Annotated in this window: 23 protein-coding genes and 1 rRNA gene; 8 read left to right on the forward strand and 16 right to left on the reverse strand. The window is 61.3% G+C overall.

Annotation, left to right across the window (positions count from 1 at the left end; all coding sequences use genetic code 11):
• Positions 1-17: 17 nt before the first annotated feature.
• Together tspR and PKE98_RS11955 are read left to right on the forward strand one after the other, a co-directional pair.
• Positions 18-617, forward strand: a complete 600-nt coding sequence (tspR, locus tag PKE98_RS11950; protein ID WP_271195500.1) for a type III secretion system genes modulator TspR — start codon at positions 18-20, stop codon at positions 615-617.
• A gap of 339 nt (positions 618-956) precedes the next feature.
• Positions 957-2,222, forward strand: coding sequence for an Hsp70 family protein (locus PKE98_RS11955; protein WP_271195501.1), 1,266 nt, complete (start codon positions 957-959; stop codon positions 2,220-2,222).
• A 152-nt stretch (positions 2,223-2,374) separates the two neighbouring features.
• Here PKE98_RS11955 and PKE98_RS11960 read toward each other — a convergent pair whose 3' ends face one another.
• Positions 2,375-2,845 carry a GreA/GreB family elongation factor gene (locus PKE98_RS11960; RefSeq protein WP_271195502.1) on the reverse strand — a complete coding sequence of 157 codons (471 nt, stop codon included), beginning with the start codon at positions 2,843-2,845 and terminating at the stop codon, positions 2,375-2,377.
• 188 nt (positions 2,846-3,033) lie between these two features.
• On the opposite strand from PKE98_RS11960, the gene PKE98_RS11965 reads away from it, so the two are divergent.
• On the forward strand, positions 3,034-3,234 hold the full coding sequence (locus PKE98_RS11965) for a hypothetical protein (RefSeq protein WP_271195503.1): 201 nt from the start codon (positions 3,034-3,036) through the stop codon (positions 3,232-3,234).
• A 9-nt stretch (positions 3,235-3,243) separates the two neighbouring features.
• On the opposite strand, the gene PKE98_RS11970 is transcribed toward PKE98_RS11965, so the two are convergent.
• Entirely contained in the window at positions 3,244-3,600 is a 357-nt protein-coding gene (locus tag PKE98_RS11970; protein WP_271195504.1) for a hypothetical protein, read from the reverse strand.
• A 102-nt stretch (positions 3,601-3,702) separates the two neighbouring features.
• Between PKE98_RS11970 and PKE98_RS11975 the strand changes: the two genes are divergently transcribed.
• Complete coding sequence (locus PKE98_RS11975) at positions 3,703-3,909, forward strand: hypothetical protein (RefSeq protein ID WP_271195505.1); 207 nt, start codon at positions 3,703-3,705, stop codon at positions 3,907-3,909.
• A gap of 84 nt (positions 3,910-3,993) precedes the next feature.
• Complete coding sequence (osmE, locus tag PKE98_RS11980) at positions 3,994-4,332, forward strand: osmotically-inducible lipoprotein OsmE (RefSeq protein ID WP_271195506.1); 339 nt, start codon at positions 3,994-3,996, stop codon at positions 4,330-4,332.
• Between the two features lie 254 nt (positions 4,333-4,586).
• On the opposite strand, the gene can is transcribed toward osmE, so the two are convergent.
• The 10 genes from can to PKE98_RS12030 form a co-directional block, all read right to left on the reverse strand.
• A complete protein-coding gene (gene can, locus PKE98_RS11985) occupies positions 4,587-5,234 on the reverse strand; it encodes a carbonate dehydratase (protein WP_271195507.1) in 648 nt (215 codons plus the stop codon).
• A gap of 82 nt (positions 5,235-5,316) precedes the next feature.
• On the reverse strand, positions 5,317-7,239 hold the full coding sequence (locus PKE98_RS11990; protein WP_271195508.1) for a bifunctional metallophosphatase/5'-nucleotidase: 1,923 nt from the start codon (positions 7,237-7,239) through the stop codon (positions 5,317-5,319).
• A gap of 145 nt (positions 7,240-7,384) precedes the next feature.
• On the reverse strand, positions 7,385-8,731 hold the full coding sequence (locus tag PKE98_RS11995; RefSeq protein ID WP_271195509.1) for a flavin monoamine oxidase family protein: 1,347 nt from the start codon (positions 8,729-8,731) through the stop codon (positions 7,385-7,387).
• Positions 8,732-8,796: 65 nt separating this feature from the next.
• A complete protein-coding gene (rimI, locus tag PKE98_RS12000) occupies positions 8,797-9,249 on the reverse strand; it encodes a ribosomal protein S18-alanine N-acetyltransferase (RefSeq protein ID WP_271195510.1) in 453 nt (150 codons plus the stop codon).
• On the reverse strand, positions 9,242-10,063 hold the full coding sequence (locus PKE98_RS12005) for an energy transducer TonB (protein WP_271195511.1): 822 nt from the start codon (positions 10,061-10,063) through the stop codon (positions 9,242-9,244). Before PKE98_RS12005 ends, rimI begins: the two co-directional genes overlap by 8 nt.
• Before the next feature lie 185 nt (positions 10,064-10,248).
• Complete coding sequence (locus tag PKE98_RS12010; protein ID WP_271195512.1) at positions 10,249-12,597, reverse strand: DUF6160 family protein; 2,349 nt, start codon at positions 12,595-12,597, stop codon at positions 10,249-10,251.
• Positions 12,598-12,608: 11 nt separating this feature from the next.
• On the reverse strand, positions 12,609-13,226 hold the full coding sequence (locus tag PKE98_RS12015) for a hypothetical protein (protein ID WP_271195513.1): 618 nt from the start codon (positions 13,224-13,226) through the stop codon (positions 12,609-12,611).
• Entirely contained in the window at positions 13,216-14,259 is a 1,044-nt protein-coding gene (locus tag PKE98_RS12020) for a hypothetical protein (protein WP_271195514.1), read from the reverse strand. Before PKE98_RS12020 ends, PKE98_RS12015 begins: the two co-directional genes overlap by 11 nt.
• 1 nt (position 14,260) lies before the next feature.
• A complete protein-coding gene (locus PKE98_RS12025) occupies positions 14,261-15,319 on the reverse strand; it encodes a DUF6160 family protein (RefSeq protein ID WP_271195515.1) in 1,059 nt (352 codons plus the stop codon).
• A gap of 321 nt (positions 15,320-15,640) precedes the next feature.
• Positions 15,641-16,249 (reverse strand): hypothetical protein, encoded by a 609-nt coding sequence (locus PKE98_RS12030; RefSeq protein ID WP_271195516.1) that lies wholly within the window; start codon positions 16,247-16,249, stop codon positions 15,641-15,643.
• Positions 16,250-16,720: 471 nt separating this feature from the next.
• Here PKE98_RS12030 and mksB point away from each other — a divergent pair, with 471 nt between their 5' ends.
• The 3 genes from mksB to mksF are packed head-to-tail and all read left to right on the forward strand — an operon-like array spanning position 16,721 to position 21,561.
• Positions 16,721-17,962, forward strand: coding sequence for an Mks condensin complex protein MksB (mksB, locus tag PKE98_RS12035; protein ID WP_271195517.1), 1,242 nt, complete (start codon positions 16,721-16,723; stop codon positions 17,960-17,962).
• Between the two features lie 30 nt (positions 17,963-17,992).
• Complete coding sequence (gene mksE / locus PKE98_RS12040) at positions 17,993-18,742, forward strand: Mks condensin complex protein MksE (protein WP_271195518.1); 750 nt, start codon at positions 17,993-17,995, stop codon at positions 18,740-18,742.
• Positions 18,739-21,561, forward strand: coding sequence for an Mks condensin complex protein MksF (gene mksF, locus PKE98_RS12045; protein WP_271195519.1), 2,823 nt, complete (start codon positions 18,739-18,741; stop codon positions 21,559-21,561). Before mksE ends, mksF begins: the two co-directional genes overlap by 4 nt.
• Positions 21,562-21,655: 94 nt before the next feature.
• Here the strand turns inward: mksF and PKE98_RS12050 are convergent, their stop codons facing one another.
• The 4 genes from PKE98_RS12050 to rrf form a co-directional block, all read right to left on the reverse strand.
• Entirely contained in the window at positions 21,656-23,956 is a 2,301-nt protein-coding gene (locus PKE98_RS12050; protein ID WP_271195520.1) for a PqiB family protein, read from the reverse strand.
• Positions 23,949-24,575, reverse strand: coding sequence for a paraquat-inducible protein A (locus tag PKE98_RS12055; RefSeq protein WP_271195521.1), 627 nt, complete (start codon positions 24,573-24,575; stop codon positions 23,949-23,951). Before PKE98_RS12055 ends, PKE98_RS12050 begins: the two co-directional genes overlap by 8 nt.
• Positions 24,562-25,221, reverse strand: a complete 660-nt coding sequence (locus PKE98_RS12060) for a paraquat-inducible protein A (RefSeq protein ID WP_271195522.1) — start codon at positions 25,219-25,221, stop codon at positions 24,562-24,564. The genes PKE98_RS12055 and PKE98_RS12060 overlap by 14 nt, the downstream gene beginning before the upstream one ends.
• A 275-nt stretch (positions 25,222-25,496) precedes the next feature.
• A 5S ribosomal RNA gene (gene rrf / locus PKE98_RS27320) occupies positions 25,497-25,574 on the reverse strand; the annotation flags it as partial.

Below are 25,574 nucleotides of genomic sequence, written 5' to 3' on the forward strand. Positions count from 1 at the left end.
TGCCTGCGAGCCTGCCGATGTTGTCCACCCTGTTCAGCCTGTATTTGAAGATGCTGGTGCTCTATAGCCCGTTCTTCGTGCTGTCGGTTTTTATCGGCATGACCCGCGGCTACACCGTCAAAGAGCGGAAAAAACTGGCGTGGAAAGTGGCCACCGGCGTGGTCATCGCCAGCAGCGTGCTGTACCTGTTCGGGCAGAGCATCTTCACCGTATTCGGCATCACCATCGACGCCTTCCGCATAGGCGCTGGCAGCGTGCTGTTTATTTCGGCGCTGGGCATGGCTCAGGGGCGGCCGGTGGTGCAGAGCGACAACCAGCAGCAGGACGTGACCATCGTGCCGCTGACTATCCCGCTGACCGTCGGGCCCGGCACCATCGGCGCCATGCTGGTGATGGGCGCGGGCCAGCCGCACTGGGACAGCAAACTGATCGCCCTGGTGGCCATCTTTCTGGCCAGCGTAACCGTGGGCCTGGTGCTGTACCTGAGCGACAAGTTCGAACGGATTCTGGGCGACCAGGGGCTGGAGATTATTGGCCGCTTGATGGGGTTGTTCGTGTGCGCGCTGGCGGCGCAGATCATCTTTACCGGGATCAAGGGTTACTTGATTACTCCGTAATATCGCCTGCCGTACCTCCTCGAAAAACATCCGTCATCCCCGCGCAGGCGGGGATCCAGGTGCGCAGGTAAAAAGAAGCAAACGCTGGACGGCTTCTCAGCTTGCGCCAACTCCCCCGCTTCAGATTCTTCACGGATTCAAAAGCGTCGTATTTCTACGAGATTCTGGGTCCCTGCCTGCGCTGGGACAACGGAGGTTGTTGCCTTCTCCCCCGACAATGACGGAATAAAGTTGGGGGGCAGGCGATAAAAACCCTTCATCGTTTTCGCAAACCTCATCGCGCATCACCTTCCCCCTTCGCGTAAACTGCGCGGCCGTTTTTTGTACCCGGAATTCATCATGACCAACGCGCAATCTGCTCGTGCCATTGGCATCGACTTTGGCACGTCCAACTCCACCGTCGGCTGGCTGCGCCCCGGCGAGCAATCGTTGCTTGTGCTGGAAGACGGAAAAATCACCCTGCCCTCGGTGGTCTTCTTCAACTTCGAAGAACGCCGCCCGGTTTATGGCCGCCTGGCCTTGCACGAGTACCTGGAAGGCTATGAAGGCCGCCTGATGCGCTCGCTGAAAAGCCTGCTGGGTTCCAAGCTGCTGAAAAGCGAAACCGCCGTGCTGGGCAGCGCGCTGCCGTTCAAAGATATTCTCGGGTTCTTTATCGGCGAGCTGAAAACCCGCGCCGAAGCCGTGGCCGAGCGCCCGTTCGAAGAAGTGGTGCTGGGCCGGCCGGTGTTCTTTGTCGACGACGATGAAAAAGCCGACAAGGAAGCCCAGGACACGCTGGTGGCGGTGGCCAAGAAACTGGGCTTCAAGGACGTGTCGTTCCAGTACGAACCCATCGCCGCCGCTTTCGACTACGAAAGCACCATCAGCCGCGAAGAGTTGGTACTGATCGTCGACATCGGCGGCGGTACCTCGGACTTCTCGCTGATTCGCCTGGCCCCCGAGCGCCATATGCTGCCCGAGCGCCAGAGCGACATCCTGGCGACCGGCGGTGTGCACATCGGCGGTACCGACTTCGACAAGCAGCTGAGCCTGGCGGGCGTGATGCCGCTGTTCGGCTACGGCAGCCGGATGAAAAACCAGGCCTATATGCCCACCAGCCACCACCTGAACATGGTGACCTGGCACACCATCAACGCCGTGTATTCACAGCAGGCGCAAACCGCGCTGAAGAACATGCGCTACGACGCGTTGGATACCGATGGTCTGGACCGTTTTTTCAAACTGATCGAACAGCGTGCCGGGCACTGGCTGGCCATGCAGGTTGAGCAGAGCAAAATCGAACTGACGGAAATGGACAGCCGCAATATCGCCCTGGAGCGCATTGAACCGGGCCTGGTGGCCGAGCTGAACCGCGAGCTGTTCGATGAATCCATCGACGGCCTGCTGGGCAAGGTCAATGGCAGCGTGTTGCAGTTGTTGGCCGATGCCGGCGTGAGCACCGAAGACATCGACACCGTGTTTTTTACCGGTGGTTCGAGCGGTATTCCGGCGCTACGCGCCAATATTCAGCGCTTGTTGCCCAACGCCCGCCACGCCGAGGGCGATACGTTCGGCAGTATCGGCAGCGGATTAGCTATCGAAGCCAAAAAGCGCTACGGCTAGTGTTTGGCACTGATCTGCCGGGCGTCGGCCGGGCGGCGTTGCGTCCTCGCTTTTAATGCTCACGTACTGGAGTACGCTGCGCTTAAAAGCTGCGGGGCGCCTTGCCTGGCTCTAGCCCGGAAGATCTCGAATGCAGTAGAGCAAAAGCAAGATCAACAGACTTCGATAACTTCGGATTCCTGCCCATTCACCAAGACCACATCGCCGGCAGCTTTACCTAGCAAACTCTGCCCCATCGGCGATTGCGGGGTGATGCTCATCACCTCGCCCTCCTCGGTCTGCACTTTCAGCCCGGCCCCGTCAGGCACCAGAAACAGCCGGCGCTGTTGGCCGCTCTTGTTTTCCAGCAGCACCAGCGCGCTCAACTGGATGCCCTTGTCGGCATCGAAGTCCCGCAGTTGCAGGGCACGAAAGGCCAGCAACGCCTGCTCGATTTCGGCCACGCGCCGCGCCTGGCCATGGGCCAGATAACCCGCTTCCAAGCCCAGCGTGTCGTATTTGTTTTCGGCGACATTCTCTTCATGCGTGGCCGCTTCATGGGCGGTTTGCAGGGCGAGTTGGGCGTTGTGCAGATCGGCGTTAAGCCGTTCGACAAAGCGTTGGTGAAGGTGAGTTTTGGTCATCAAAAACGCATGCCTGAACGTTCAAGGGGTGCAGAGGACGGTGCTAATCATCGCTACGCCGTCATCCCTGCGCAGGCAGGGATCCAGAGTGTCGAAACGGTCGCCATTGTGTCGTCCACCGCAGTGTTTAAGAAAGGCTTTTGCTAGAGTTCGGCAACGGGCCTGAGCCCACCTATGCGGAGTGCAGCATGTTCCTTTTCAAAACCCTGGCCATCGTCGCCAGCGCCACCCTGCTGAGCGCCTGCGGCCTTGGCGAAACGGCCGCCACCGCCGAGCTGCAAGCCAAACAGGCGCAGCAGGCACAACAACAGATGCAGGCAATGCAGAAGCAGATCGATGCGGCCAATGCAGTGAACAACCAGCGCTTGAAAGAGGCCACCGAGCAGTAGTGCCTAGCCTCAGTTAGCCGGTACCAGGGTTATTTCCACCGGCTCGCCGGGGTTGTGCTGACGCAATTGCAGAATGTCCTTGGTGGCCATCAGCACTTCGGTCTTATAGCGCTGCCCTTCCTCGATCATCACCAGATCGGCACCGTCTTGCTGCCATTGGCCAAACGCCGGCTTATTGCCATTGGACGCCAGCACCAGCGTGCCGTCGGAGAGAAACACGTAGAGCATGCCCTTGCTCACTGTCGGCGACTCGCTGACGCTCCATACCCGATTGACGAAACTGGCTGGCGCCGGCGGTTCAGAGCAGGCGCCGAGCAGCAGGGTGGCCAGCAACGGCAGCAGGTAACGAAGGCGGTGGGCAGGCATGGCAAAATCCTTGGGTGGGCTGGCAACGACCAGCGGCCTCATTAGGCAACGCGCAGCGGCGCCAGGTTCAGCGCCGGCGCACAAAACAGCGAAGGGGTGTTTATGTTTTCCAGCGCTACCCTGCTCTGGGGCATGGTCTTCAGCTCGATTGGTCTGGGCTATCTGCTGTATGGCAAACGCCAGGGCCACGTGGTGGCGTGGGTGTGCGGGTTGGCGCTGATGGTCTACAGCTACTTTTTCAGCGACCCGTATCTGATCGTCGCCATCGGCGTCGGCCTGATGCTGGTGCCAAGGTTTGTGCGGGTGTGAGGGGTAAATAACTCGAACTAAGTGCCAGCGAGGCGGCTCATAAATCAGGTAAGCCGACAACGGCACCCCACAAGGAAAACCACCATGTACAAAACCAAACTCCTCGCGGCTTTTTGTGCACTGGCTGCGGTTACAGGTTGCGCCAGCAAAATGGAAAACCCGGTCGACTACGTCACCTACCGCAATGAACCGCTGGCCAAGCAAGTAGACGTTGGCATGACCAAGTCGCAAGTGCTGACCGTTGGCGGCCCACCCTCCACCGAACTCAATCGCACCGTGCGTTCGGGCACCTGCAATAACTATGTGATGGAGAAGGATGGTTCCAAGCAGGTTTACTACGTGAGCTTTGATGCCAACGACCGCGTCGATGGCAAAGGCTTTATGACTTGCGAGCAAATGGAACAAAACGAACGGAATATGTAGGACTTCGATCGGCTGCGCGTCGGCATTACTGCGTTAAAAATTGTTTTTGAATGCTCATTGGCTACAGCCAACTGCGCTTCAAAAACAATTTTTGCCCGGGCCGTATTGGCCTTGCACTGCTCTAGCTCGCTCGATCTTGATCTATGGCATGGCCGAAATTTGAAGATCAAAAAAGCTCGAGGCTGAAGCCTCTTCTACAGGGAACGGAATCCTTGGAGGAGAGGCTTCAGCCTCGATGCTTTCAGGCGTGTGATCTAGCTCTGACCGAGCGGCCGCAGGCGGTATTGCGGCGGAAGTTGTTCCATGCCGCTGACGGTTACGTTGAGGTTTTTCCAACGGCCGTCCTTGATGCCGTAGATGCAGCCGTGCACCGATAGCTTCTGGCCGCGGTGCCAGGCGTTCTGAACGATGGTGGTGTGGCTGACGTTGGCCACTTGCTGAATCACGTTGAGTTCACACAGGCGGTCCACGCGTTCTTCTTCGGTGGGCAATTGCGCCAGGTGCTCGCGCTGCTCGTAGTAAAGGTCGCGGATGGCGCGGATCCAGCCGTCGATCAGCCCGAACTGAGTGTCGCTCATGGAGGCGCGCACGCCACCGCAGCCGTAGTGGCCGGTAACCAGAATGTGTTTCACCTTGAGCACGTCTACCGCGTACTGAATTACCGACATGCAGTTGAGGTCGGTGTGCAGCACGATATTGGCGACGTTGCGGTGTACGAACAAATCCCCTGGCAACATGCCGACGATTTCGTTGGCCGGCACCCGTGCATCGGAACAGCCGATCCACAGGTATTCGGGCACTTGCTGGCGGGCCAGCTTTTCGAAGAATTCCGGGTCTTCCTCTTTGATGGACTCAGCCCAACGCGCATTGTTTTCAAACAGCTGCTGCAGATCGTCACTCATATCAGTACTCCCAAAAATCCGATGCGCACCCTACGGTGCGCCTGGTGCCTTTGACAAGCCGCCGGATGCCTGGGTCACAGCATCAGCGCGGACGGCGGCGCATGGCCTGGCGCAGCAGCCACAGAATCAGCAGCAGCCCCAGCACGATCACCACGCTGACACCCCACTGCAACGGACCGGCATAGCGCAACAGTTCGGCCGGCGCAAAGCTCGGTGCACGCACCATACGCTGTTCGGCTGCGCTACCTGTGGTGGGAATGTCGGCCAGACCGTCGCCGTCGACATCCGGCAGGCGACGGATATGGTCCAGCAGGCCCTGCCATTCCTTGTACTCCTGAATGCCGAGCGTGTTGGGGTCGGCGTCGATAATGGCGTCGTTGAGTTCGGCAATCGGCTTGCCGTTGGCGTCTTTGGGCACCACGGTCATCAAGCCCTTGCTCAGGTCGGAAATCAGCCAGGTAAAGCTGCCGACGTAGCTGCTGGCGCCAATGCTGTAGAGCTTGGTGTCGCTCAGGTCGAGGTCATGGTAGCCGTGCACGGCATCGCCCAGTTCCACCCCACTGACGCGGTCGAACGGCACGCGGTAGGGGTTGTAGCGAAAACGCAGGCCGGCGACCCGCGGAAAATAGCTGTCGCTGTCACGCATCTGGTAGGCCAGCAGCAAGACTTCAAGAATATCTTTCACCTCTTGCCCGGTGACATACACCTTCACCAACGGGTAGCCCGGTGCGTCGTCCAATTGGCCAATACCCAGCGGTGCAATGCGAAACAGGTCGGACACCGCCTGCACGCCGGTGCGGCCGGCGATCATGTCGTCGCGAATGGTGCCGTTACCGGTGAAGGCGATATCGCTGCCGGTGGCATCGCGCAGGGCGTCGGTCACCAGGTTGGCGAGAATCGGGTCGTCGTGTTCGCGGGTCAGGGTTTTATCCACCTTGGCCAGCGGCTGATCGAAGCGATACCCCTTGGGTTCGAGCATCTGCTGGCTGACGTGTTGCTTGAAGGCTTCGACCTGGGTGGTGATCACCCCATCGCCCGCCGTCTGGTCGTTGATCGGGTGCAGGCTGTAATCGCGCACCAGGGTTTTGCCGTCCTCGCCCAGGCGCATATGCAGCTCGCCCAGATACTGGATTTCCGAACCGGCCTGCACCACCGGCGTATGGCCGTTGACCAGCACCGGCTGTGGCAGCGCGGTGTGGGAGTGGCCGCCGACCACGATATCGATACCCGGCACTTGCTCGACCATCTCCACCTCTTCACCGCGCCAGCTGCCGTCGTCCTGCTGGGCAACGCCCATGTGCGACAACAGAATCACCACGTCGACCTTGTCCTCCTCGCGCAGCTTTTTAACCATGGTTTTTGCGGTTTCGATGGGGTCGGTAAAGGTCACCGGCTTGGTCATCGGCGATACCGTGATGGCGTTGTAGCCGAGCAGGCCAAACAGGCCGAAGCGAATGCCGCCCTTCTCGACGATTTTGTACGGCACGATGCGCCCGGCGTCCGCGTGCGCCTTGAGGCTGTCATCGCCCGGGCTGTTGGGGTCGAACTGGATATTGCTGGCAATCACCGGCACCAGCTTGTCGCCTTCGGCCTTGCTGGCGGCGCTGAGCATGGCGGCCAGGCCCATGGGGCGAAAATCGAACTCGTGGTTGCCGAGGGTGGTGGCGTCATAGCCGATTTCACTCATCAGGCGCAGCTCGCCGCCGGCTTCGCGGGTGATGGTGTGAAACAGCGTGCCCATGGTGAAGTCACCGGCATCCAGCAACAGCAACGGCTGCTCGCCCGCGGCGGCGCGACGCTCTTTCACCAGCGTGGCCAGGCGGGCAACACCGCCGACGGTGCCATCGTCGTTGACGGTGGCCGGGGTGTATTCGTTGTTGGGGCCAAAGCCCAGCAAGCGCGACTGCCAGTCGTTGGTGTGCAGAATGGTGAAATCGCGCGGGGCAGCGGTGGCCAGGGTTGAAGTCAGCAGCAGGCTGACCAGTAGCGGGCGGAGCAGGTGCATGAACAGGTCCTTATCCATGTTTCGTAGATCCCTGTAGGAGCGGCTGAAGCCGCTGCTACAGACAGCCGTATAGCCGTTAAGGCGGGCAGTATGGTCGAGCCACCGGCCTGTCACAGCGACCGAACGCGCCGGCTGTTGTAGCCAATCAAGTCAGCGCCAGCACCTCGGCCGCCGCGCGCTCGGCGGCCTGCACGGCGCCATCGAAATAGCCCATCCAGCGCGTGGCCGTTTCCGTGCCGGCGAAATGCAGGCGCCCGCAGGGGTCGCGCAAACGCGCCGCACCATTGCCCCACACACCCGGCGGGAACAGCGCCGCGTAGCACCCACGGGCGAAGGCTTCGTCGGCCCAGCACTTGTCCACATACTCCAGCGGTTGCAAGGCATGGTCGCCGTAATAACGGGCGAAACAGCGCAGCACTTCGGCCTGCCGTTGCCCTTCGTTGCGGCTGCTCCACTGCCGCGCTTCATCGCCTTCGATAAAGCCCATCAGTACGCCCTTGCGCGAGCCCGGCACGCTGTTATCGAAGGTCAGGCGCACCGGGCCGACTTCACTAGTGGCCTGGCCGGACAAACCGCGCTCGCGCCAGAACGGCGTCTCGTACATCGCCATGCACTTGATCACCGCGCCCTGCGGCAAGCGTTGCAGCAATTGATCACGCCAGCCCGGCAGCAACGGCTCCTGGGTAATGCGCAGCACCATCGTCGGCGGCACGGCGAAAATCACCCGTTTGGCGCGATGGCTGCCCTGGTCGGTGATCAGCTCGACGTGGTCGCGGGTCTGCTTCAACGCACGCACCGGCTGCGCCAACCGCACGGCACTGCCCAGGCGCAGCGTCAGCTCCTCACAGATACGTTGCGAGCCACCGACGATGCGGTCCTGCTGTGCGCCTTTATCCACACCCAACAGGGTGTCGAGGTTGGTGCCGCTCTTGATATAGAACAGCACGTGCAGAAACGACAGATCGTGGGGCTTGGCTGCAAAGACGGCGGCACTGGCCAGGTCGAATACGGTGCGCGCCTGGGCGGTTTTTACCTGGCGGCGGATCCATTCGGCGAAGGTCATGCTGTCCCACAGCGGCGCCTTGGGGTGACGGCTGGGATCATCCAGGTCAATCTGCTGCGCCAGGCGATCCAGGCGCCATTGCGCCTGGCCGATATCCAGCAACACATGCGCAGCGAATTTGGGGATGGTGCCGCGATAGGGTTTTAGCCGGCCACCGAACAGGGTCAGGTTGTTGCCCTGGTTCCAGGTGGCAAAGGTATCGAGGTTAAGTTCACCGAGCAGGCCGAGAATGCGGTCTTGCGTAGGGCCTACCCACTGGCCACCGATTTCGGCGACTTCACCACTGGCAAAGCGGTGATTGAGGGTGCGGCCACCCACCCGGTCGTTGCCTTCCAGCACGGTGACCCGCCGGCCGGCCTGGGCCAGACGCCAGGCAGCGGTCAGGCCCGAAATGCCCGCGCCGACCACAGTTACATCGGTATCCCCCATGCCCCACTCCATTTTTATCGTTATGGGGCAAGAGAGTACGCGAGTACCAAATAATCGAAAACCGGTTAATCGAACAGCGTGCAGGCCATTACCAGTGCATCTTCGCGCCCACCTGCTGCCGGGTAGTAATCGCGGCGGCGGCCGATTTCATTGAAGCCGTAACGCTCGTACAGGCGATAGGCCGAGAGGTTGCTGGCACGCACTTCCAGAAAGCATTCGCCGGCCTTTAACTCCACGGCACGCTGCATGACGCGCTCCAGCAGTTTCAGGCCCAGGCCGCGACCCTGGCCGTGGGGCGCAATGGCGATATTGAGCAGGTGCGCTTCATCGATGATCACGCTCAGGATGGCGTGGCCCACCTGGCGCTCGCCTTCGAACATCACCCAACAGTCGTAACTGCTTAGCCCGTCGTGAAACAGCTTGCGCGACCAGGGGTGGCTGTAGGCGGCACATTCGATCTGGACAACTTCGTCGAGGTCCGCCTCGGTCATGGGGCGGATGGTTATTGCGTCATTCATGCAGCGACTCGGCTCCCGATGCGTGCCAGCGGCGCATCACGCGCTGCATGGCTTGCCACAGCGGCGCCTTGCGCGCCGGCTCGTCCATCAACAACTCCAGGCTCGGCAACGCCCAGGCAGCACCCAGCCCTTCTACCTGCAGCTCGCGATTGTAGGCCTGGGCATCGGCCTCGCCGGCAAAGCGAATGGCCGGCAAGCCGACCAGCCACAGGCACTTGCAGTCTTCGACCTCTTCGAGCCGGGCCATCAGGAACCCTTGCACGTATTCCAGCGCGGCCTGCGGGCCCTGGTCCATCGTGCCGCGCGCCAGCAACGGCCAGCGCACCGGTTCGCCGAGAATCTGCGGGCTGTCGGGCAGGCCGGCGGCGCGCAGCAGGTCTTTGAGCAAAAGATAAGCCGGGTCGCGGGCGGCAAAGGGTTCGCCTGTGGATAACTCGGCGAGAATTACGCAGTTGCCGGCGCGCAGCAGTTGCAGGCTGAAACGCGGTGGCGGCACGGCGGCGACTTTGGTCGGCGCGGCGGGCGCTTCTTCTTCGCCGGCCACGGGTTGCGGCTTGGCTTCGACGCGGGCGGCCGGGCGTGGCACTTCGATTTTCGGCCGTTCGCTGACGGCAGGTGCCGTGGGTTCGACCACGGCTGGCGGCGCTTCGACGGCGGCGGCTACAGGCGCAACGGCAGCGGGAGCAGGGGCGGCCTCCAGGGGCTCAAGCAGCTCCGGGCGCGACGGCGCAGCAAACGGCAGCGCCACGCGCGGCAGCCAGTTGGCGACCTGCATGGCGTTCAAATAGGCGCGGCGGCGCAGTTCGGTGATCATGAAAGCTCCACACGCAGCCTTTTGGGCTGGGTGATTGACGCGAGGAAGGGGGCGATTGTCGCCGCAAAGGCAGGTTTGGGGAAAGGCGTTAGGCGATGCTTTTGTAGGGTGTGCTATGCGCACCATGGCGTTTGCGCGTAAATCGCTGGTGCGCGTAGCACACCCTACGAAGAGCAGGCGTACGGCTAATTAATGGGGGTCGCCGTCAAATTCGCCCGAATGTCGGCGTTCTGCGCCTTGATCCCGTACATGGCCGTTACCGCCCCGCCAGTGGGGTGCACGTTCTGCAGGCGGTCCACGTTCACTTCCTTGAAGGTAATGCGCCCGTTAACGGCGAACCCCAGCGGGTCGGGCGTGACATTGGTGCCGGCATTGGCACCGCTCTTCACTTTCACTTTGGTCGGTGCCACATCGAGGTTGAGATCGGCATTTACGCCATAGGTATTGGCATTCGGGTTGTTGGGGTCGCCATCGGAGGTGGAGAAGTTGTCGATCACCAACTGCGCACCGGTGCCATTGCCACCGCTGCGGTTGGTTTCCCAGAGCACCTGGTTGCGTTTTTCGTCGGTAGCCACGCCGTTGACCGCGGTGTCGACGGCGGTGTCGCGCACAAACACGCTTTTCAATTTCACCGACACCCCTTCGTTACCGCGGTCTTCCCAGCGTCCGCCCGCGGCGCCACAGGCACTGGCAGTGCCGCCGCTGGCGCCCACGCACAAGGCACCTGCGCCGCCGGAACTCAAGGCCAGGCTCGAACCCTGCTCAAAGCGTTTGAGCATGATGCGGCCCAGGCTGGTGCCGGTGGCACGGTCGCCCCAACGCACATCGCTGACATCCAGCTTGGACCAGTAAGTACCCTTGCGCAGCTCCACGCCGCCCTTCTCGCCCGCGGCGCCGCTGGCAATGTCCAGGGTGCCGTCGCGGAAATGCATGTCGTAGCTGGTGCCCGATAGCCACAAGCCTCTGCCGTTTTCGTCGACGGTGATCGCGGCGCGGGCTTCGGTCACGTAGAAGTCGGCGTTGTAACGCACACCGCTGCCGACGTTACCGCCTGGCTGAATGGTCAACTGGCCGTTGAGGGTGAAGTCGTAAGCCGGAAAAATCTCCATCAGCACCAGCAGCTCAGTGCCACCTTGCAGCGGCGCATTGGCGGTGCCGACTCGCAGGCCATCGAAGCTGTAGCTGCCTTTGACGTTATTCAGGCCCAGGCGCAGACCGTCGAAGTGGCCGTTGTAGTTGCCCTTGCTCATGTCGCTCTGGGTACCGGCGTAGCAGCTTGTGCTGGCGCCGGCCGCGCAGCTTTTGGTCAGGTCGAGGGTGATTTGCCCGGTGCCGTTGGTGCGCAGGCCGCTGAACCACATGCTGTTGCCGTTATCGGTGAGCGATACCGAGCTGTTGACCATGTTCCAGCTGACATCGGCGGTCACGCCCTTGAGGCCCGAGTTGGGGTCGCCACCGGGGCGCAGCTTCAGCCAGTTCTGCTTGGCGCCGTCGTCAAGAAAGTTGAGGTCGATGCCCAGGCTGCCGAGTTTCTGGTTGCTGGCGTTGCCGATAATCAGCCCGCCAAGGGTGGCGTTCAGGCGCAGGTCGGGGAATTTCACCTGGGCATACGTGCCCACGCCGTCGCTTTCCAGGTCGAAGGTCAGGCCGTTGGTGCTGCTCAGTACGCCGGAGAAATTCTCAGCCCGCAGCACGCCCTCGTCCTGGTATTGGAACAGGCTGTTGCTGATGGTCAGGTTCGGCCGGATGCGAATGCCCTGGCCGCTGGCACCGCCACTGCCGATGCTCAGGCTGCCGCCCAGGCGCAGGTCGAGGTTCAGGCTGCCGAAGCTTTTGCTGTAATTGGGGTCGCGCGTATCCGGGCTGCCGGGCGTGGCCGGCACGCCGCTGACGGCATCGCTGTGGGCCAGGTCCAGGCTGATGCCGCCGATGTTGGCCACCAGCCGCAAATTACCGAGGTCGAGTTTTATTTCCTTGCCGCTGCCACCGCTGACGATGTCCACGTAGGCGGCGTTGAGGTAGGCATCGAACGACATGCCGTTGACGATCAGGTCGAAGCCGTTGTCGCGGTAGTAGAAGGTGACGTCGGTCAGCGACAGCTTGCTGTCATCCAGGCCGATACCACTCACACCGCTCGCCCCGCCACCTTTGACTTTCAACGTGGCGCCCAACGTGTAGAAGGCCCGAAAGCTGCCGAAGCTCTTGCTGCTGCCGGCCATCTCTATGTTGTTCACGGCCAGTTGCTGCGGGCTGGCCTTGTGCTCGACCACCATCTGGTTGCCGACCACATCGATCTTGGTGGTGGAGGTTGCCGTGCTGCCGCTGGCCGGGCGATTGCTGACGTCCTTGAGGGCCACGGTCTTGCCGTCTTCGCTGTAGCTGACGTTGCCAGCGGACCAGCCGCCGCCGCTGATTTCCATGCTGATGCCGGACTGGCCGTTGACGCTGGCCAGGCTGTCGTCGTCAAGCGCCTGCATGGCCAGGCTGGGCAGGCTGAAGCAGAGCAGCGGCACCAGCAGCAGATTTCTGTGCATCTACTTGCTCCTCAGTTCTTTGGGAAGACCAGCACGTTGCCTTGCATACGAATGCTGCCGTCGACCTTCGCCGAGAAAATATTGGTCTGCTGGTAGGTCGCGTCACCGCCGTTGGCCGCAGTGCCGGCCTTGTTGCGCCAACCGCCCTGATTGGCGACGGCGAAGGTAAAGCGCGCGTCCTGGAATTTCATTTCGTTGGGCAGGCCGAACTCCAGGGTGTCCTGGTTGAAACTGCTGCCATCGCCGTTGAAGCCGCTATCGATAAAGCGCGTACGCAGGGTCAGGCCGTCAAAGCTGAAAATGCCTTTCATATTGTCCAGCACGTACCAGCCGCCGGCCGCTTCAGCGCGGATGGCGATGCGCATGCCGCAGTCTTCGGGGGAGCTGGCGCCGAGGGTGGCGCAACTGCGCTGATTGGCGGTCCAGGTACTGGCGACGTTGCTGGTGGGGGTTGTCCACAGCACGCCGCCGCTTTTGTTGATGCTGAAGTCACCGGACAGGTACACGCCACCCTGCCCACTGGTGGCGCTCAGAGCGTCGTCGGCCATGGGTTGCAATTCGCTATGGGCCAGCGCCGGCAGCAACAGCGCCAGCCAGAGAAACAACCACTCGATGCGTCTAAAGGTCATGGCTGGTCACCTTCAGGTAGTTGATGGTCAGGCCCTGAATCGCGTTGTAGCCAAAGTTGTAGCCGCCGGTTGAGTAGCTGCCGCTGCCCATTTTGAGGTTATCGATAACGAGATTGGTGCGCGGCGCGTTGGCGTAGAAATCCGTGGCCAGGGTGTTGCGTGCCGCTGCCGTGGTACCGCCTGACGTGGGGTTGGGCAGCTCCAGGGTGAATTGGCCGTTGCTGTTGACATCAAACAGCAGCGGCTGCGACTTGCCGTAGCCCAGGCCTATGTTGGCGTACAGGTTGGTGGCGGTGATGGTGCGCGCCTCTTGCTCGGCGGCGGTGGCGCAGTTGGTGGCACCGGCGGCGCAGGACATCACGGTGAGGCTCTTGGCATACAGGTTCAGGCGCATTTCGCCCACCAGTTGGCTGCGCGCGCTGTCGCCCCACAGGCGCAGGTACGAGCCGTCCATGGCCAACTCCGCAATGTCGATATTGAGGATGTCCGTGCGCCCGGCCGCTACCTGAAAATCGAAACGGATGCCCAGATCCGCCTTCTCGCTGGCGCGGCTTGAGCAGTTGCTGCCGGCAGCGGCGTAACCGGAAATACAGGCCTGGCCTGCGGTGCCGGTGAGGCGCTCGGGAAAGGTCAGGGCCAGCACCGCGACATTGCTCGGCGTGGTCTGCACCCACACGCCGTCATCGCGCAGGGTGCGCAGGTTTTCGCCTTTGTTCAGGTCCAGGGTAAAGGGCGAGCTCAAGCGGCCAATGGTCACTGGGTTGAGGTTGGCGCCCTTGTTGCTGCCCGTGGCGCCCAGGTAGAACTCCTTCACCGAAATCGGCACGTTCTGGCCGCTGCCGTTGGTGATGTCGTTGATGGTGATGGTGATGGTGGCGTTGTTGGCATCGAGCAGGATGTTGTCCAGCACAAAGCCAAACCCGGCGCCTTGTACGTCCGACAATTGCTGGTCATCCAGCGCCTGCATTTCGGCCTGGGCCAGAGCACTGGCGACCAGCAGCGCCAAACCAGCAAACAGCAGCGGGGCGTTCATGTCAGCACCCGGAGGTGGCGGCGCCGAGGCAGGTGTCTTGCCGCGGAATACCGTTGAAGGCCTGGTTAAAGTCGATATTGATCGGCGACACCATATTGCCGTTGGCGTCTTTGTACTTGGGCATGTTCATGAACGCGCCTTTGAGGGCAGTCATAAAGCTGTTGCTGTCCAGGTCGCGCCAGGCCACGTCTTTGGTTTGCAGGGAAATGAAGAAACCTTTGGTGGCGCCTTCGATCGCAGCCGTGCTGGCCGAGTCGGCCACGCCGAGGTTGCCCACCGGCAGCGATTTGAATTGGTCGAGGTTGAAGCAGGTCTGGATGCCCAGCAACGCGCAGTCCCCGGACTTGATGATGCCCAGCGCGACATCGGTGATCAGCGGCGCGCAGCCACTGGTACAGGTCAGGCCATCGCCATTCTTGATGCCGGCCTGGGTACCGCGCACCGGGTCGGCGGCGCCGCTGCTGTTTACCAGTTGCGCATCGGCCTCCAGCACGCTGGTGGTGTAAATGCCGCCTATGCCCAACACCAGTTTCTGCCCCACGCTGGCCACGTCGTAAATGGCTTGCCCGGTGCCTTTGATATGCACCGGCACATTGCCGGTAAGGCTGGCGATATCGCCGGACAGCGTGCCTTTGGCTTCGCCAAAACCGATGCGCACGCCGATCACCTTGTTGCCCTCGTAGGCCAGTTCGATAAACGGGTTGGCGATTTTGAAGGCATTGATGCTGTCATCGGCGTTGACGGTGCCGAGGGCAAAGTTGTTGATCAGGATGTCCGAGGAGCCGGCCACTTCACCCGGCCGCGTGGTGCTGTCGTTGTACTGGCCGAGCTGGAGCTTTTTCATGTTCAGCTGGGTGTCGAGGTTCACCCCCAGATTGACCCGCGTGTAATTGATGCCGGCATTGGCGTCGGTGGTCAGGTTGATAAACGCCTGCCCGGTGACATTCGACAGCTCGTTATCGGCCAACGCCTCCAGCTTGGCCTGGGCCGAGCCAGCCATCAGGGCGGTGGTGAGCAGAGCAAGTTGACCAAGTGCGGCAAGGCTACGGGTCGGGCGCATGGCGATGTCCTTATTCTTATTGTGGCCGGATTCATCGGCGCCAACGCGCGGCACGAATCCACGGCATCACTATAAGAAGCTCGGCGACAACACACGCCCGACCCATAGTCGAGTTTGCAGCCGGGAATGTGGGCGAGCGGGCGGGTGACTGTTACGCAAGAACACACTGGCGTAACGCCACCTTTTTTGCCGGGCGCACTGCAGGCGCGAGCTTGCTCGCGAATCCTGGAAACAAAGGGCTCAAGGGGTGGTTGTGCGGTTCGCGACCAAGGTCGCTCCTACACAACCGCCGCAGCCCAGGCCGGCGCGCAGGGCTTGGGTTTAGTGCTGGCGAAACAGGGCGATCAGGTGATCGGCAATAGCGCCGTTGATGGCATCGACACTGAGCTTGGAGCTGTTGCCCAGCTTGGCGGGGTTGATGCGGTGCAGGTGCAAGGATGGCATGCGCGCTTCGTACTCGCGCAAGTCGCCTTTGATCAGCACCGGCAGAAAGGTTTCGCCCTTGGCCTGGTAGCGCTGGATCAGCAGCTTGAGGCCTTCCTGAAACGGCAATTCCTTGGACGCGACCAGTTTGTGCTCGCCGGGAATTTTCAGGTACAGGCCGGTGTAGCCCATGGTTTCGCCGGGCAGGATATGGATACCGGTGGGCTCCACGGCGTCGGCCGGTACGTCGTTGAAGGTGTCGTGCCAGGCTTGTTCATCGGGAAGGATGGTGATGCTGCCCTCCTCGTTTTCCGGGACCACGAAGCTGTAGTTGCTGTAGAGCTTTTCGACGTAGCTGGAATAGATGCACAGGCGGTTTTCAAAGCGCTGCAAAAAAGCCACGGCTTCACGGCGGTCGGTGATGGCGTCCAGGTCCCAGTCGAGATCGCTTTGGCGTTCCAACTCGTCCCAACGGGCTTGGGCATAGGCGGCAGTATCGGCGGGCATGGGCGTTCCAGAAAGTGCAGATGCCAACTGCATCGCAGAAAACATGCCAAGCGATTCAAGCACTTGAAACGCAGGCTTGGCGGGTAACAGGTTTGAAACACAGGTTCGCAGGCGGGCGCAAACTGCCGAAATTGGTCACTTTTTTCGGTTCGTCACCACGCGTGATGCTTTTGACGGCCCCTCACCCCCGGCCCCTCTCCCGCAAGCGGGCGAGGGGTGACGTATGGCAGCCGCTTCACTCCAATCGGCCCCCTCTCCCGCGTGCGGGAGAGGGTTTGGGTGAGGGGCTTTTGATCTACCCATGTGATCTGCCCGCCGCTTCAGGAGGCCGAGTGGAGGTACGGCGTAACGAAGAACACCACAGCCCAAAACCATCCGCTCCCCCCTTTGATCCACCAACACTAAATCCCGCTCCCGCCATGCAGTACAATCGCGACCTTTGCCCCACCCCAACCCAAGAAACGAGTGCACATGATCGAGCCCAAGCGCGTATTGCGCGCCCTCGCTGAACACTGGACGTTACTCGAACCGCTCTGTGAGCGTTTCGACCAAGGCACCATGAGCCTGATCGAGTTGCGCGCCCAGCTGGCGGTGCAACTGGTGGACAGCACCCCCGTCGAAATCACCAACCTGCTGGATATCTGGATTCGCCTCGACATCCTGGTGCCGGTGGCCAAAAGCCCGAACCGCTTCGAGCTCAATGCCCAGATCCACGATTTTCTTGCCTACCTGCGCCGCGAACACCGCCTGGGCCTGTGCCTGGAAATCGAGGCCTACCTGCGCCACCTCGAACGCCTGGCGGGTTATATCCAGGACGCCTTCGAAATACGCGATGCCAACGACCTGGCCCGCCAGCTGCGGCTGCTGGATATGCGCGTGCGCGATGTGCTGAAAAAACTCGCCAATGACGAGCAGGCACTGGTGGGCGTGGCCGATCGGGCCAAGACCAGCGACCGGCAGATTCCGCTGCGCCAACGCTATGCCGAAGTGCTGGCGACCTGGGACGAATATGTCGAGCCGATGATTCAGCTGGTGAACGCCGACGGTGCCTTCGAGCAGGGCGTACGCCGTGTTGAACAGGTGCTGTTGAAGCTGCTGAGCGAGCAACATCGTCTGGGCCAATTGGTGGACGACGATCTGCTGCTACGCACCCACGCGCGCATTCTGGAAATGCAGACCACCGCGCAACTGACCCTGCGCCGCGCCCGCGAGCTGTTGCTGCCGCTGCGCGAAGAAGCGCGCCGGCATAACGCGGTAACCCGTGGTGCCGCGCTGGCGTTGTCGGCCATTCGCCGCAAGGGCTTGGACGCCGTACCGCAGGCGGCCTTGCCGTTGTTCACGCGGCCGCAGAGCACCTTTCTCGGCACCACCGGCCAGGTGGAGTCGTATGTGTATGCCTTGGCTCGCTTCGAACCCAAACCCACGCAATTCCCCAAGGCCAGCGGCACGCGCAAGGGCGAGGCCCCGCAGGCGCCGCGCACCGCTCGGGAAATGCTCGAGCGCTGCCAGAGCGCGCTGCCGATGCCGGACCTGATGGTCTGGCTGCTGGAGCAGGAGCCGACCGGCGCCACCGACGAATTGCTGTATTGGTTCTCGCGCCTCTCGCGCGACGGCCGCTTTCAGCGCGAACGCCTGGAGCGCCGCGATTACCACACCGCCGAGCACCAGGTCAGCCTGTGCTCGTACGCCTTGGTGGCCAACACCCATGCGTGAGCCCGTAGCCCTCTTTAAAGAATCCTGTGTATGAATATTGACCTGTCCGAACTGAGCCAACTGGCGCCGATCTTTCGCGAGCTGTTCAAGGGTTACCACGTCAGCCACCGCGACGCCGAGCTGTACAGCCAATTGTCGAACCAGCAGGACGCCTACCGCGCCCTGTTTCGCGCCCTGGGTTACGAGCTGGTGTGCGATACCCGCGGTTTCTACTACTTCGTGCCCGAGCAGATGGGCGCCCAGGTGAACAAGACGGCCCAGCGCCTGGCACTGTTCACCTTCATTCTGGTGGAGCACCTCGCCGACCAAGGCCGCGACCCGCTGGCCGTGCTGGACGGCGGCAGCCTGGGCCGCGATGAGTTGCCACCGCTGCTGGAAAAATACCGCGACCTGTTTTTGCAGGCCGAAGTCACCACGCAGGAAGAGCTGGAAGAAAAGGTGATGCGCCGCATGACCCAACTGGGTTTTGCCAGCGAGGACAACGGCATCTACCGCTTCCTGCCGCCGATGCACCGCTTCCTTGATGTGTGCCTGTCGGTGCAGCAAGACCGCGACCTGGCCGCCAGCCTGCACAGCGTTTTGCCTCTGCCGACCCCGGCGCTGGTGGATGACGACAGCGGCGACGAGATTCTGGTGATCGACACCGACCCCGATGACGACATTCCGGTATTGCCAACCGCGGCCACACAACTGCCGGCCGTTGTCGAAGAAGAAAGCGAAGAACAAGCCCTGGCCCGCGCCCTGGCTGAAGAACGGGCCAATCAGGAGATCGATGCATGAGCCAGGAACGCTACGGTATCCGCCGCTTCGCCCTGCTGAACACCGCCGGTTACAGCCTGGGTTTGTTCCCGCTGGAACAGCCGCTGTCGGTATACGGCGCCAACAACCTCGGTAAAAGCGCCTCGATCAACGCCCTGCAGTTTCCGATTCTGGCGCGTATGTCGGACATGAGCTTCGGCAAGTACAGCCTTGAGGCCTCGCGCAAGTTCTACTTCGCCAGCGACACCAGCTACATCCTCGTGGAAGTCGCCCTGCCCCACGGCCCACATGTGATCGGCGTGGCCGGTCGCGGCCCGGGTGGCGGCTTTGGTCACCAGTTCTTCGCCTATGCCGGCGAGTTGCACCTGGAGCATTACCAGAAAAACGGCACCTGCCTGCGCCAACGCGAGCTGTTTGCCAACCTGGAGCGCGAGAACATCAAGGCCTACGAGCTCAAGCCCGAAGAACTGCGGCGTTTGCTGGTGGGCGGGCATACCTCCATTCCCCTGGACCTGACCCTGATTCCACTGCGCTCCACCAGTGAGCAGAGCCTGAAGACCTTCCGCGCGTTGTTTATCAACCTGCTGCACATGCGCGAAATCACCGCGGCCAAACTCAAGCAGCTGTTCCTCGATGCGTTCGAGCACAGCCTGCGCTCCGGCAGCGTCGATTACATTGCCGCGTGCGAAGAAGCCTTCCGCGATGTGCGCCGTATGGAAGCGGACTACCAATCGCTGGTGGCCGCCGGCCCGCTGGTTGAAGCCTTGAGTGCGGGTGTGGCCCAGCGTGAAGTGCTGCGCGGCAAGCTGCACCGCATTTCGCCCCTGCTCGACTCGCTACTTGGCACCTGGCAGGACTATGCCGGTGCGCGCCGCGAAGAATTGGTGATTCAGGCCGAGCATTACCGTGGCGAGCAGAATGGCTTGCAACAGAACCAGCGTGGCGGCACCCAGGAGCTGATGCGTCTGGAGCGTGAGATCAGCGAAATTCAACGCTGGCTCGGCGAGTTCGGCGTGCTCAAGCAGCGCTTTGCTCTGGTCGACAATGCCCAGGTGCTGGAGCAGCAATTGCTGGCGGCCAAGGACGCCCACGATGAACTGGCCGGTGCCCTGGCACAGTCGCGGCAGTTCAGCAGCGAAGACCTGGACGAGCGTCTGCGCGACCTGGAAAAACGCCTGAAATCGGTGCGTCAGCAACTCGAACATGCCGACAACAACAGCTACGCACGGCTGCGTGAAGAATTCAGCCAGCAGGATGTCGAGCGCCTGATGCGTCTGTTCAACGGCGCGCTGTTCAGCCTGCCGTTGGGCGAGCACGGCATTGGTCTGGATGAAGACGGCAAGTGGGTCAAATCGCTGGAGGTGATTCTCGACGGCTTCAAAGCCGAGCGGTTCGAAGTGCCGGGCCTTTCCATCGACCTGAGCCATATCGAGCCGCCAGCACTGCAAGCCTTGGCCGACCGCGCCGCCTTGCGCGACCAGAAAGAGCGCTTGGAGAAGGAGCTCAAGCAGCTCAAGACCCAGCAGAGCGTTGCGTCCGACCGTGCCGCGAGCAAGGCGCAAGCCGAAGGCTTGTACAACCAGGTATTGGATGCGCAGAAAGCCCTGGAAGACTTCCGCCGCAGCCAGACCCTGGCCGTGGAAGAGCCGGGCAAGCTCGAACAATTGGCGCAGGCCGAGGCCGCGCAGGATGACCTGAAGCGCGCCAGTGACGCGTTTACCGAGCGGGTTCAGCAGTTGTCGGCCAAGTTGCAGTTGGTGGGCCGGCAGTTGGCTGATCTGGAAGCCAAGGAGCGCACCCTGGAAGATGCCTTGCGCCGCCGCCAGCTGCTACCGGCCAACCTGCCGTTCGGCACGCCCTTTATGGAGCCGGTGGACGACTCGCTGGATAACCTGCTGCCGCTGCTCAACGATTACCAGGACGCGTGGCAAAGCCTGCAGCGCATCGATGGCCAGATTGATGCGCTGTATGCGCAGATCCGCCTCAAGGGCGTGGCCAAGTTCGACAGCGAAGATGATGTAGAGCGCCGCCTGCACCTGCTGGTGAACGCCTATGCCCACCGTCAGGACGAAGCCCTGACCCTAGCCAAGGCGCGTCGCGCGGCCGTTACCGATATCGCGCGCACCTTGCGCAATATCCGCAGCGACTACGACAACCTGGAACACCAGTTGGCGTTGTTCAACCGCGAGATCAACCGTCGCCAGGTATCGAACCTGGAAAGCTTCCGCATCGTGCTCGCGCCGAACAAGGATGCGCTCAAGCATATCGACCAGATCATCCACAGCGCCGGGCAGTATGAGGAAGGCGAAACACTGAGCGTGTTCGACCTCAATCAGTCGGCCGATCAGGACGTGCGCAACGAGGAAGCCAAGGAGTACCTGGCGCGCCTGGTAGCCGCCAACCATAACCAGTTGGGCCTCAAGGATCTGTTCGAGCTGGCGTTCGAGATCACCAAGGTTGGCGGGCAGCCGATCGTGCACACCGACATCGATGGCGCCGCCTCCAACGGCACCACCATGACCATCAAGGCGCTGACCAACATGTACCTGTTGCTGCACCTGATGGACCGCGAGCAGGCCGGCAAAGTACGCCTGCCGTACTACCTGGACGAAGCGGCGGACATCGACGAACGCAACCAGCAGGCGCTGATCGAAACCAGCCTGCAGTTAGGCTTTGTGCCGATTCTGGCCAGTGTGAAACCGCAGGTGTGCGCCCATGTGGCCATCGACCTGGAAGGCGGTAGCGGGCCCAATGGCATTTATATCGATGAGGCGGATTGGAAGTACATTCGCCGGCATGAGCCGGTGGTGAAGGCCGAGGCAGAGGTTGAGCCGGCGTAACGGCTAGTCGCGGCTGAAGCCGCTCCTACGAGATCGCGCAATTCCAACGATTTGCACGCCTGTAGGAGCGGATTCAGCCGCGATGCTTTTCGGCTTACTTACCTAGCTGAATTTTGGGCGCCCACTTCAGCCATTCTTCGTTGGCTTCTTCGTTCAGCACAAACGTCTGCCCGGCTTTGACCGGCGCGCCCAGTTGCTCGCCTTCTGGCGTAGCAAACGCGATACCGCCCTGCAGCAACGACTCCACCGATTCGGTGCGTACCTTGGCGCCTTTGAATAGGCTCCAATCCACGGAGAAACCACTGACGCTCCAGAACCGGCTACCGGTGCGAACCAACGGGGCGAAGCGCGGTTCGATCAGCACAGTGATCAGCACCCGATCGGCCGTGGCGCCCAGTTCGACCCCGGTCACTTTGCCCACAGGAACTTCCCGGTAAGTAACCGGCACATCGGCTTTGATCGAGCCACGACGGGGTGCGCTGAGGGTTAGCGTCAGGCCGCTCTCGCGGGTGGCGAGCGTTGGCGCCTGGTCCAGGGCGACGAAGCTGGTTTGCGGTGCAGCCCCTTTGGGCGCCGGCTGTACTTGCAGGTATTGGCCGCTCACCAGGGTGTCAAGGTTGGCCGTGCGGATCAGGCCCAGCTCGGGTTTGACCACCCAGAACTGCGAACCGGCACGGGCGACGCGCTCGGCACTTTCGGTGATGCGCGCGTTAAGCAGGACGCCTTGCAGGTCGTCCGTCAGGGCCATGCTTTCGACCTTGCCAAGGTCGATGCCTTTGTAGCGAATCGGGGTGTCCGGGCGCAGACCGTCACCGGAGGCGACACGGATGGTGATCAGCGTGCCTTTTTGCAGAGCGTCTTCGCGGTTGGTATGCAGGGTGAAGCGCTGTACCCGTTTGGTCGGCGGCGCACTGGGGTCTGGCGTCTCAAAGCTGATGCCGCCAGCCAGCAGGGTTTGCAGTGATTCGCTCTTCACCTTGATGCCGGACAAGCCGCCACTCAGGGTGATGCCGCTGGCGTTCCAGAAGCGTGTGGAGTTGTTCACCAGGTTGGCGTACTCGGGCTCGATGTGCACACCAATGGCTACGCGTTTGCGGTCGCGGGCCAATTGGTAGCTCTGCACGGTGCCGACTTTGATCTGTTTGTAGAGCACCGGGCTGCCGACTTCCAAGGAGCCCAGCACGTCGCTGTAGAGCACTAGGTGCAGGCCGGGGGCGCTGAGATCAAGCGGTGGTGGTTTCAGGCGGGCTACAAAATCGCGGGCCGGCGCGTTGCCTTTTTCACCCGGCCGCACCGCGATGTAGTTGCCCTTCACCAACGCTTCGATGCCGGTGATGCCGGCCAGGGAAATGACTGGTTTGACCACCCAGAACTCGGTGCCTTCTACCAGGTAGTCTTCGGCACGCGGGTCTAGCGCCAACTCGGCAGACGCGGTGGTCAGGTCATCATTCATCTTCAGGGTTTTCAGCGTGCCTACCTGAATGCCCTTGTACATGACCGGCGTGCGACCGGACTGCAGGCCTTCGAAGTCGGCGAATTTTACGTTGACCTTGATGCCCACCTGGGCAGCGTCGAAGTCTTCATAGAGACGGAACGGTAAACTGGGGTCGGTGGGCGGGCTGTCTTTGCGATGCTCCGGGGTGGCGAAGGCAATGCCGCCGGCAACGATACTGGCCAGCGACTCGGTGCGCATCTTGAAGCCGCCCAGGTCGGCGCTGACGGTAACGCCGCTGGCGTTCCAGAAGCGGGTGTGTTTGCGCACCAGTTGCGCGTATTGCGGCTGGATGTACACCTTGACTTCAACAGTGTTCTGGTCAGCCGCCAGGCTGTAACTCTTCACCACGCCGACCTGGATTTGCTTGTAGAACACCGGGCTGTCACGGTTCAGAGAGCCCAGGCGTTCGGCCTTGAGGGTGAGATGCAAGCCGGGCACCGAGTCCGCAATAGGCGGCACTTCGTTAAGCGCGACGAACTTGCGCTCCGGCTCGCCATCACCCGGGGCAGCAGTGATGTAGTTGCCCGATACCAGGGTTTCCAGCCCGGTAACGCCGGCCAGGCTCACGCTTGGTTTTACCAGCCAGAACCGGGTGTTTTTGCGCAGGTAGGGTTCCACGTCCTTGTCCATTTCTACCGTGGCGATTACGCCGCGCTTGGCGCCGGTTTCATCGAGGGTAAGATTTTTCACCTTGCCCACCGGCATACCTTTGTAGATGACCTCGGTCTTGCCGGCCTGGATACCGTCGCCGCTGGTAAAGATGATCTGAATATCAATGCCCGCCTGGTCATAGGCGCGCCATGCCAGCCACCCCCCGATCACCAGGGCAATCAACGGCAGTACCCAGATCGCAGACCAGTTGGAGGCGGGGCGGATTTTGGCTTTGGGCAGATCAGTCATTGTCATCGTCGTCCGTTTCGGTGTTGTCCCAGAGCAAGCGCGGGTCGAAAGTGAGTGCGGCTAGCATGGTCAGAATCACCACGCTGGCAAAGGCGGCAGCACCGGGCCCAGGCTCGATGCTGGCCAGGCTGCCAAAGTTGACCAAGGCCACAAGGATGGCGATCACGAATACATCGAGCATCGACCAGCGGCCTATCCATTCAATAAAGCGGTACATGACGATGCGTTGGCGGGGCGACATCGGCAGCCGGCGCTGCACCGAGTACAGCAGCAGACCGATGCCGACCAGCTTGAAAGTCGGCACCAGGATGCTGGCTACAAAGACCACGGCAGCGATGGGGATCATTCCGTACTGCACCAGGGAAATAACGCCGGACATAATGGTGTCGGGCTCACCTTTGCCCAGGGTGCTGACGGTCATGATCGGCAGCATATTGGCGGGAATATAGAGCACCGCTGATGTGAGCAACAACGCCCAGGTGCGGGTCAGGCTGTTGGGTTTGCGAGGGTGTATGCTGCCGCCGCATCGGGTGCAGAACTGGCCGTGGCTCTCGGGTTCTTCACGGTTGAGCTGGTGGCACTCGTGGCACACCAGAATGCCGGCATCAATGGCGCGCATGGTCATCCTCTCCCGATAACGCTTCCCAGATTTGATGTGGCGTCATCGTCACTTCCAGCCAGACCTGTACCAACAGCAGTGAGACAAAGCAGGCCAAGCCTACCCCGAGCGTGATATCGGCAAGACCGATAAGCTTCACCACGGAAACCAGGGTGCCCATCAGGTAAACCTCAAGCATGCCCCACTCGCGCATGTGGTGATAAATGCGGTAGAGCAGCAGCCCATAGCTGCGGCCGAATTTAAACTGGATGCTCAGTAGCACCAGGAACTGGCACAGCAGTTTGAGTAAGGGCACGGCCATGCTGGCCAGAAACACCACCACAGCTACACCCTGCATACCGGAATCGTAGAGCGCGTGAACACCGCTCCAGACTGTGTCCGTACTGTTCTGGCCGAGTAGGCTCAATTCCATGATTGGCAGGAAGTTAGCCGGAAAATAGAGCAACAGCGCGGCAATCACCAAGGCCATGCTGCGCTTGACCACCTTGGGGCGGCTCATATAAAGCTCGAAACCACAGCGCGGGCAATGCGCGCTTTCACCGAGCTGAAGCTCGGGCTTGAGCATCAGCAAATCGCACTCGTGGCAGGCGGTTAGCGCCTCCAGCGGCATCTCGGACAGTTCACCAGCATCTGCAGCATCAGACATGGAAAGAGCTCTAGAGGGTTTTGCTCATAGGTTAAACCAACATCCCCGCGCTTCCCGGGTTGCTGGTGGCAATCCTAGTCGCAATAAAGGGTTATGCGTGGAGTGCGGTGTTATTTCTTTTCAGACTTGAACGCCTGCAACTTGTGCCATGAACGTGTTGGACTTTATTGGCGCAACGTATGTGCCATGAACTTCCATCGGTCGCCCGCCGAACTTTTCTCAGCACAAAAACAAACCCCCCACTCGCTTTCGCGAATGAGGGGTTTGGAATTTAAGCTTGACGATGACCTACTCTCACATGGGGAAACCCCACACTACCATCGGCGATGCGTCGTTTCACTACTGAGTTCGGG

The sequence above is a fragment of the Pseudomonas turukhanskensis genome (assembly GCF_027922365.1).
Taxonomy (GTDB): Bacteria; Pseudomonadota; Gammaproteobacteria; order Pseudomonadales; family Pseudomonadaceae; genus Aquipseudomonas; species Aquipseudomonas turukhanskensis.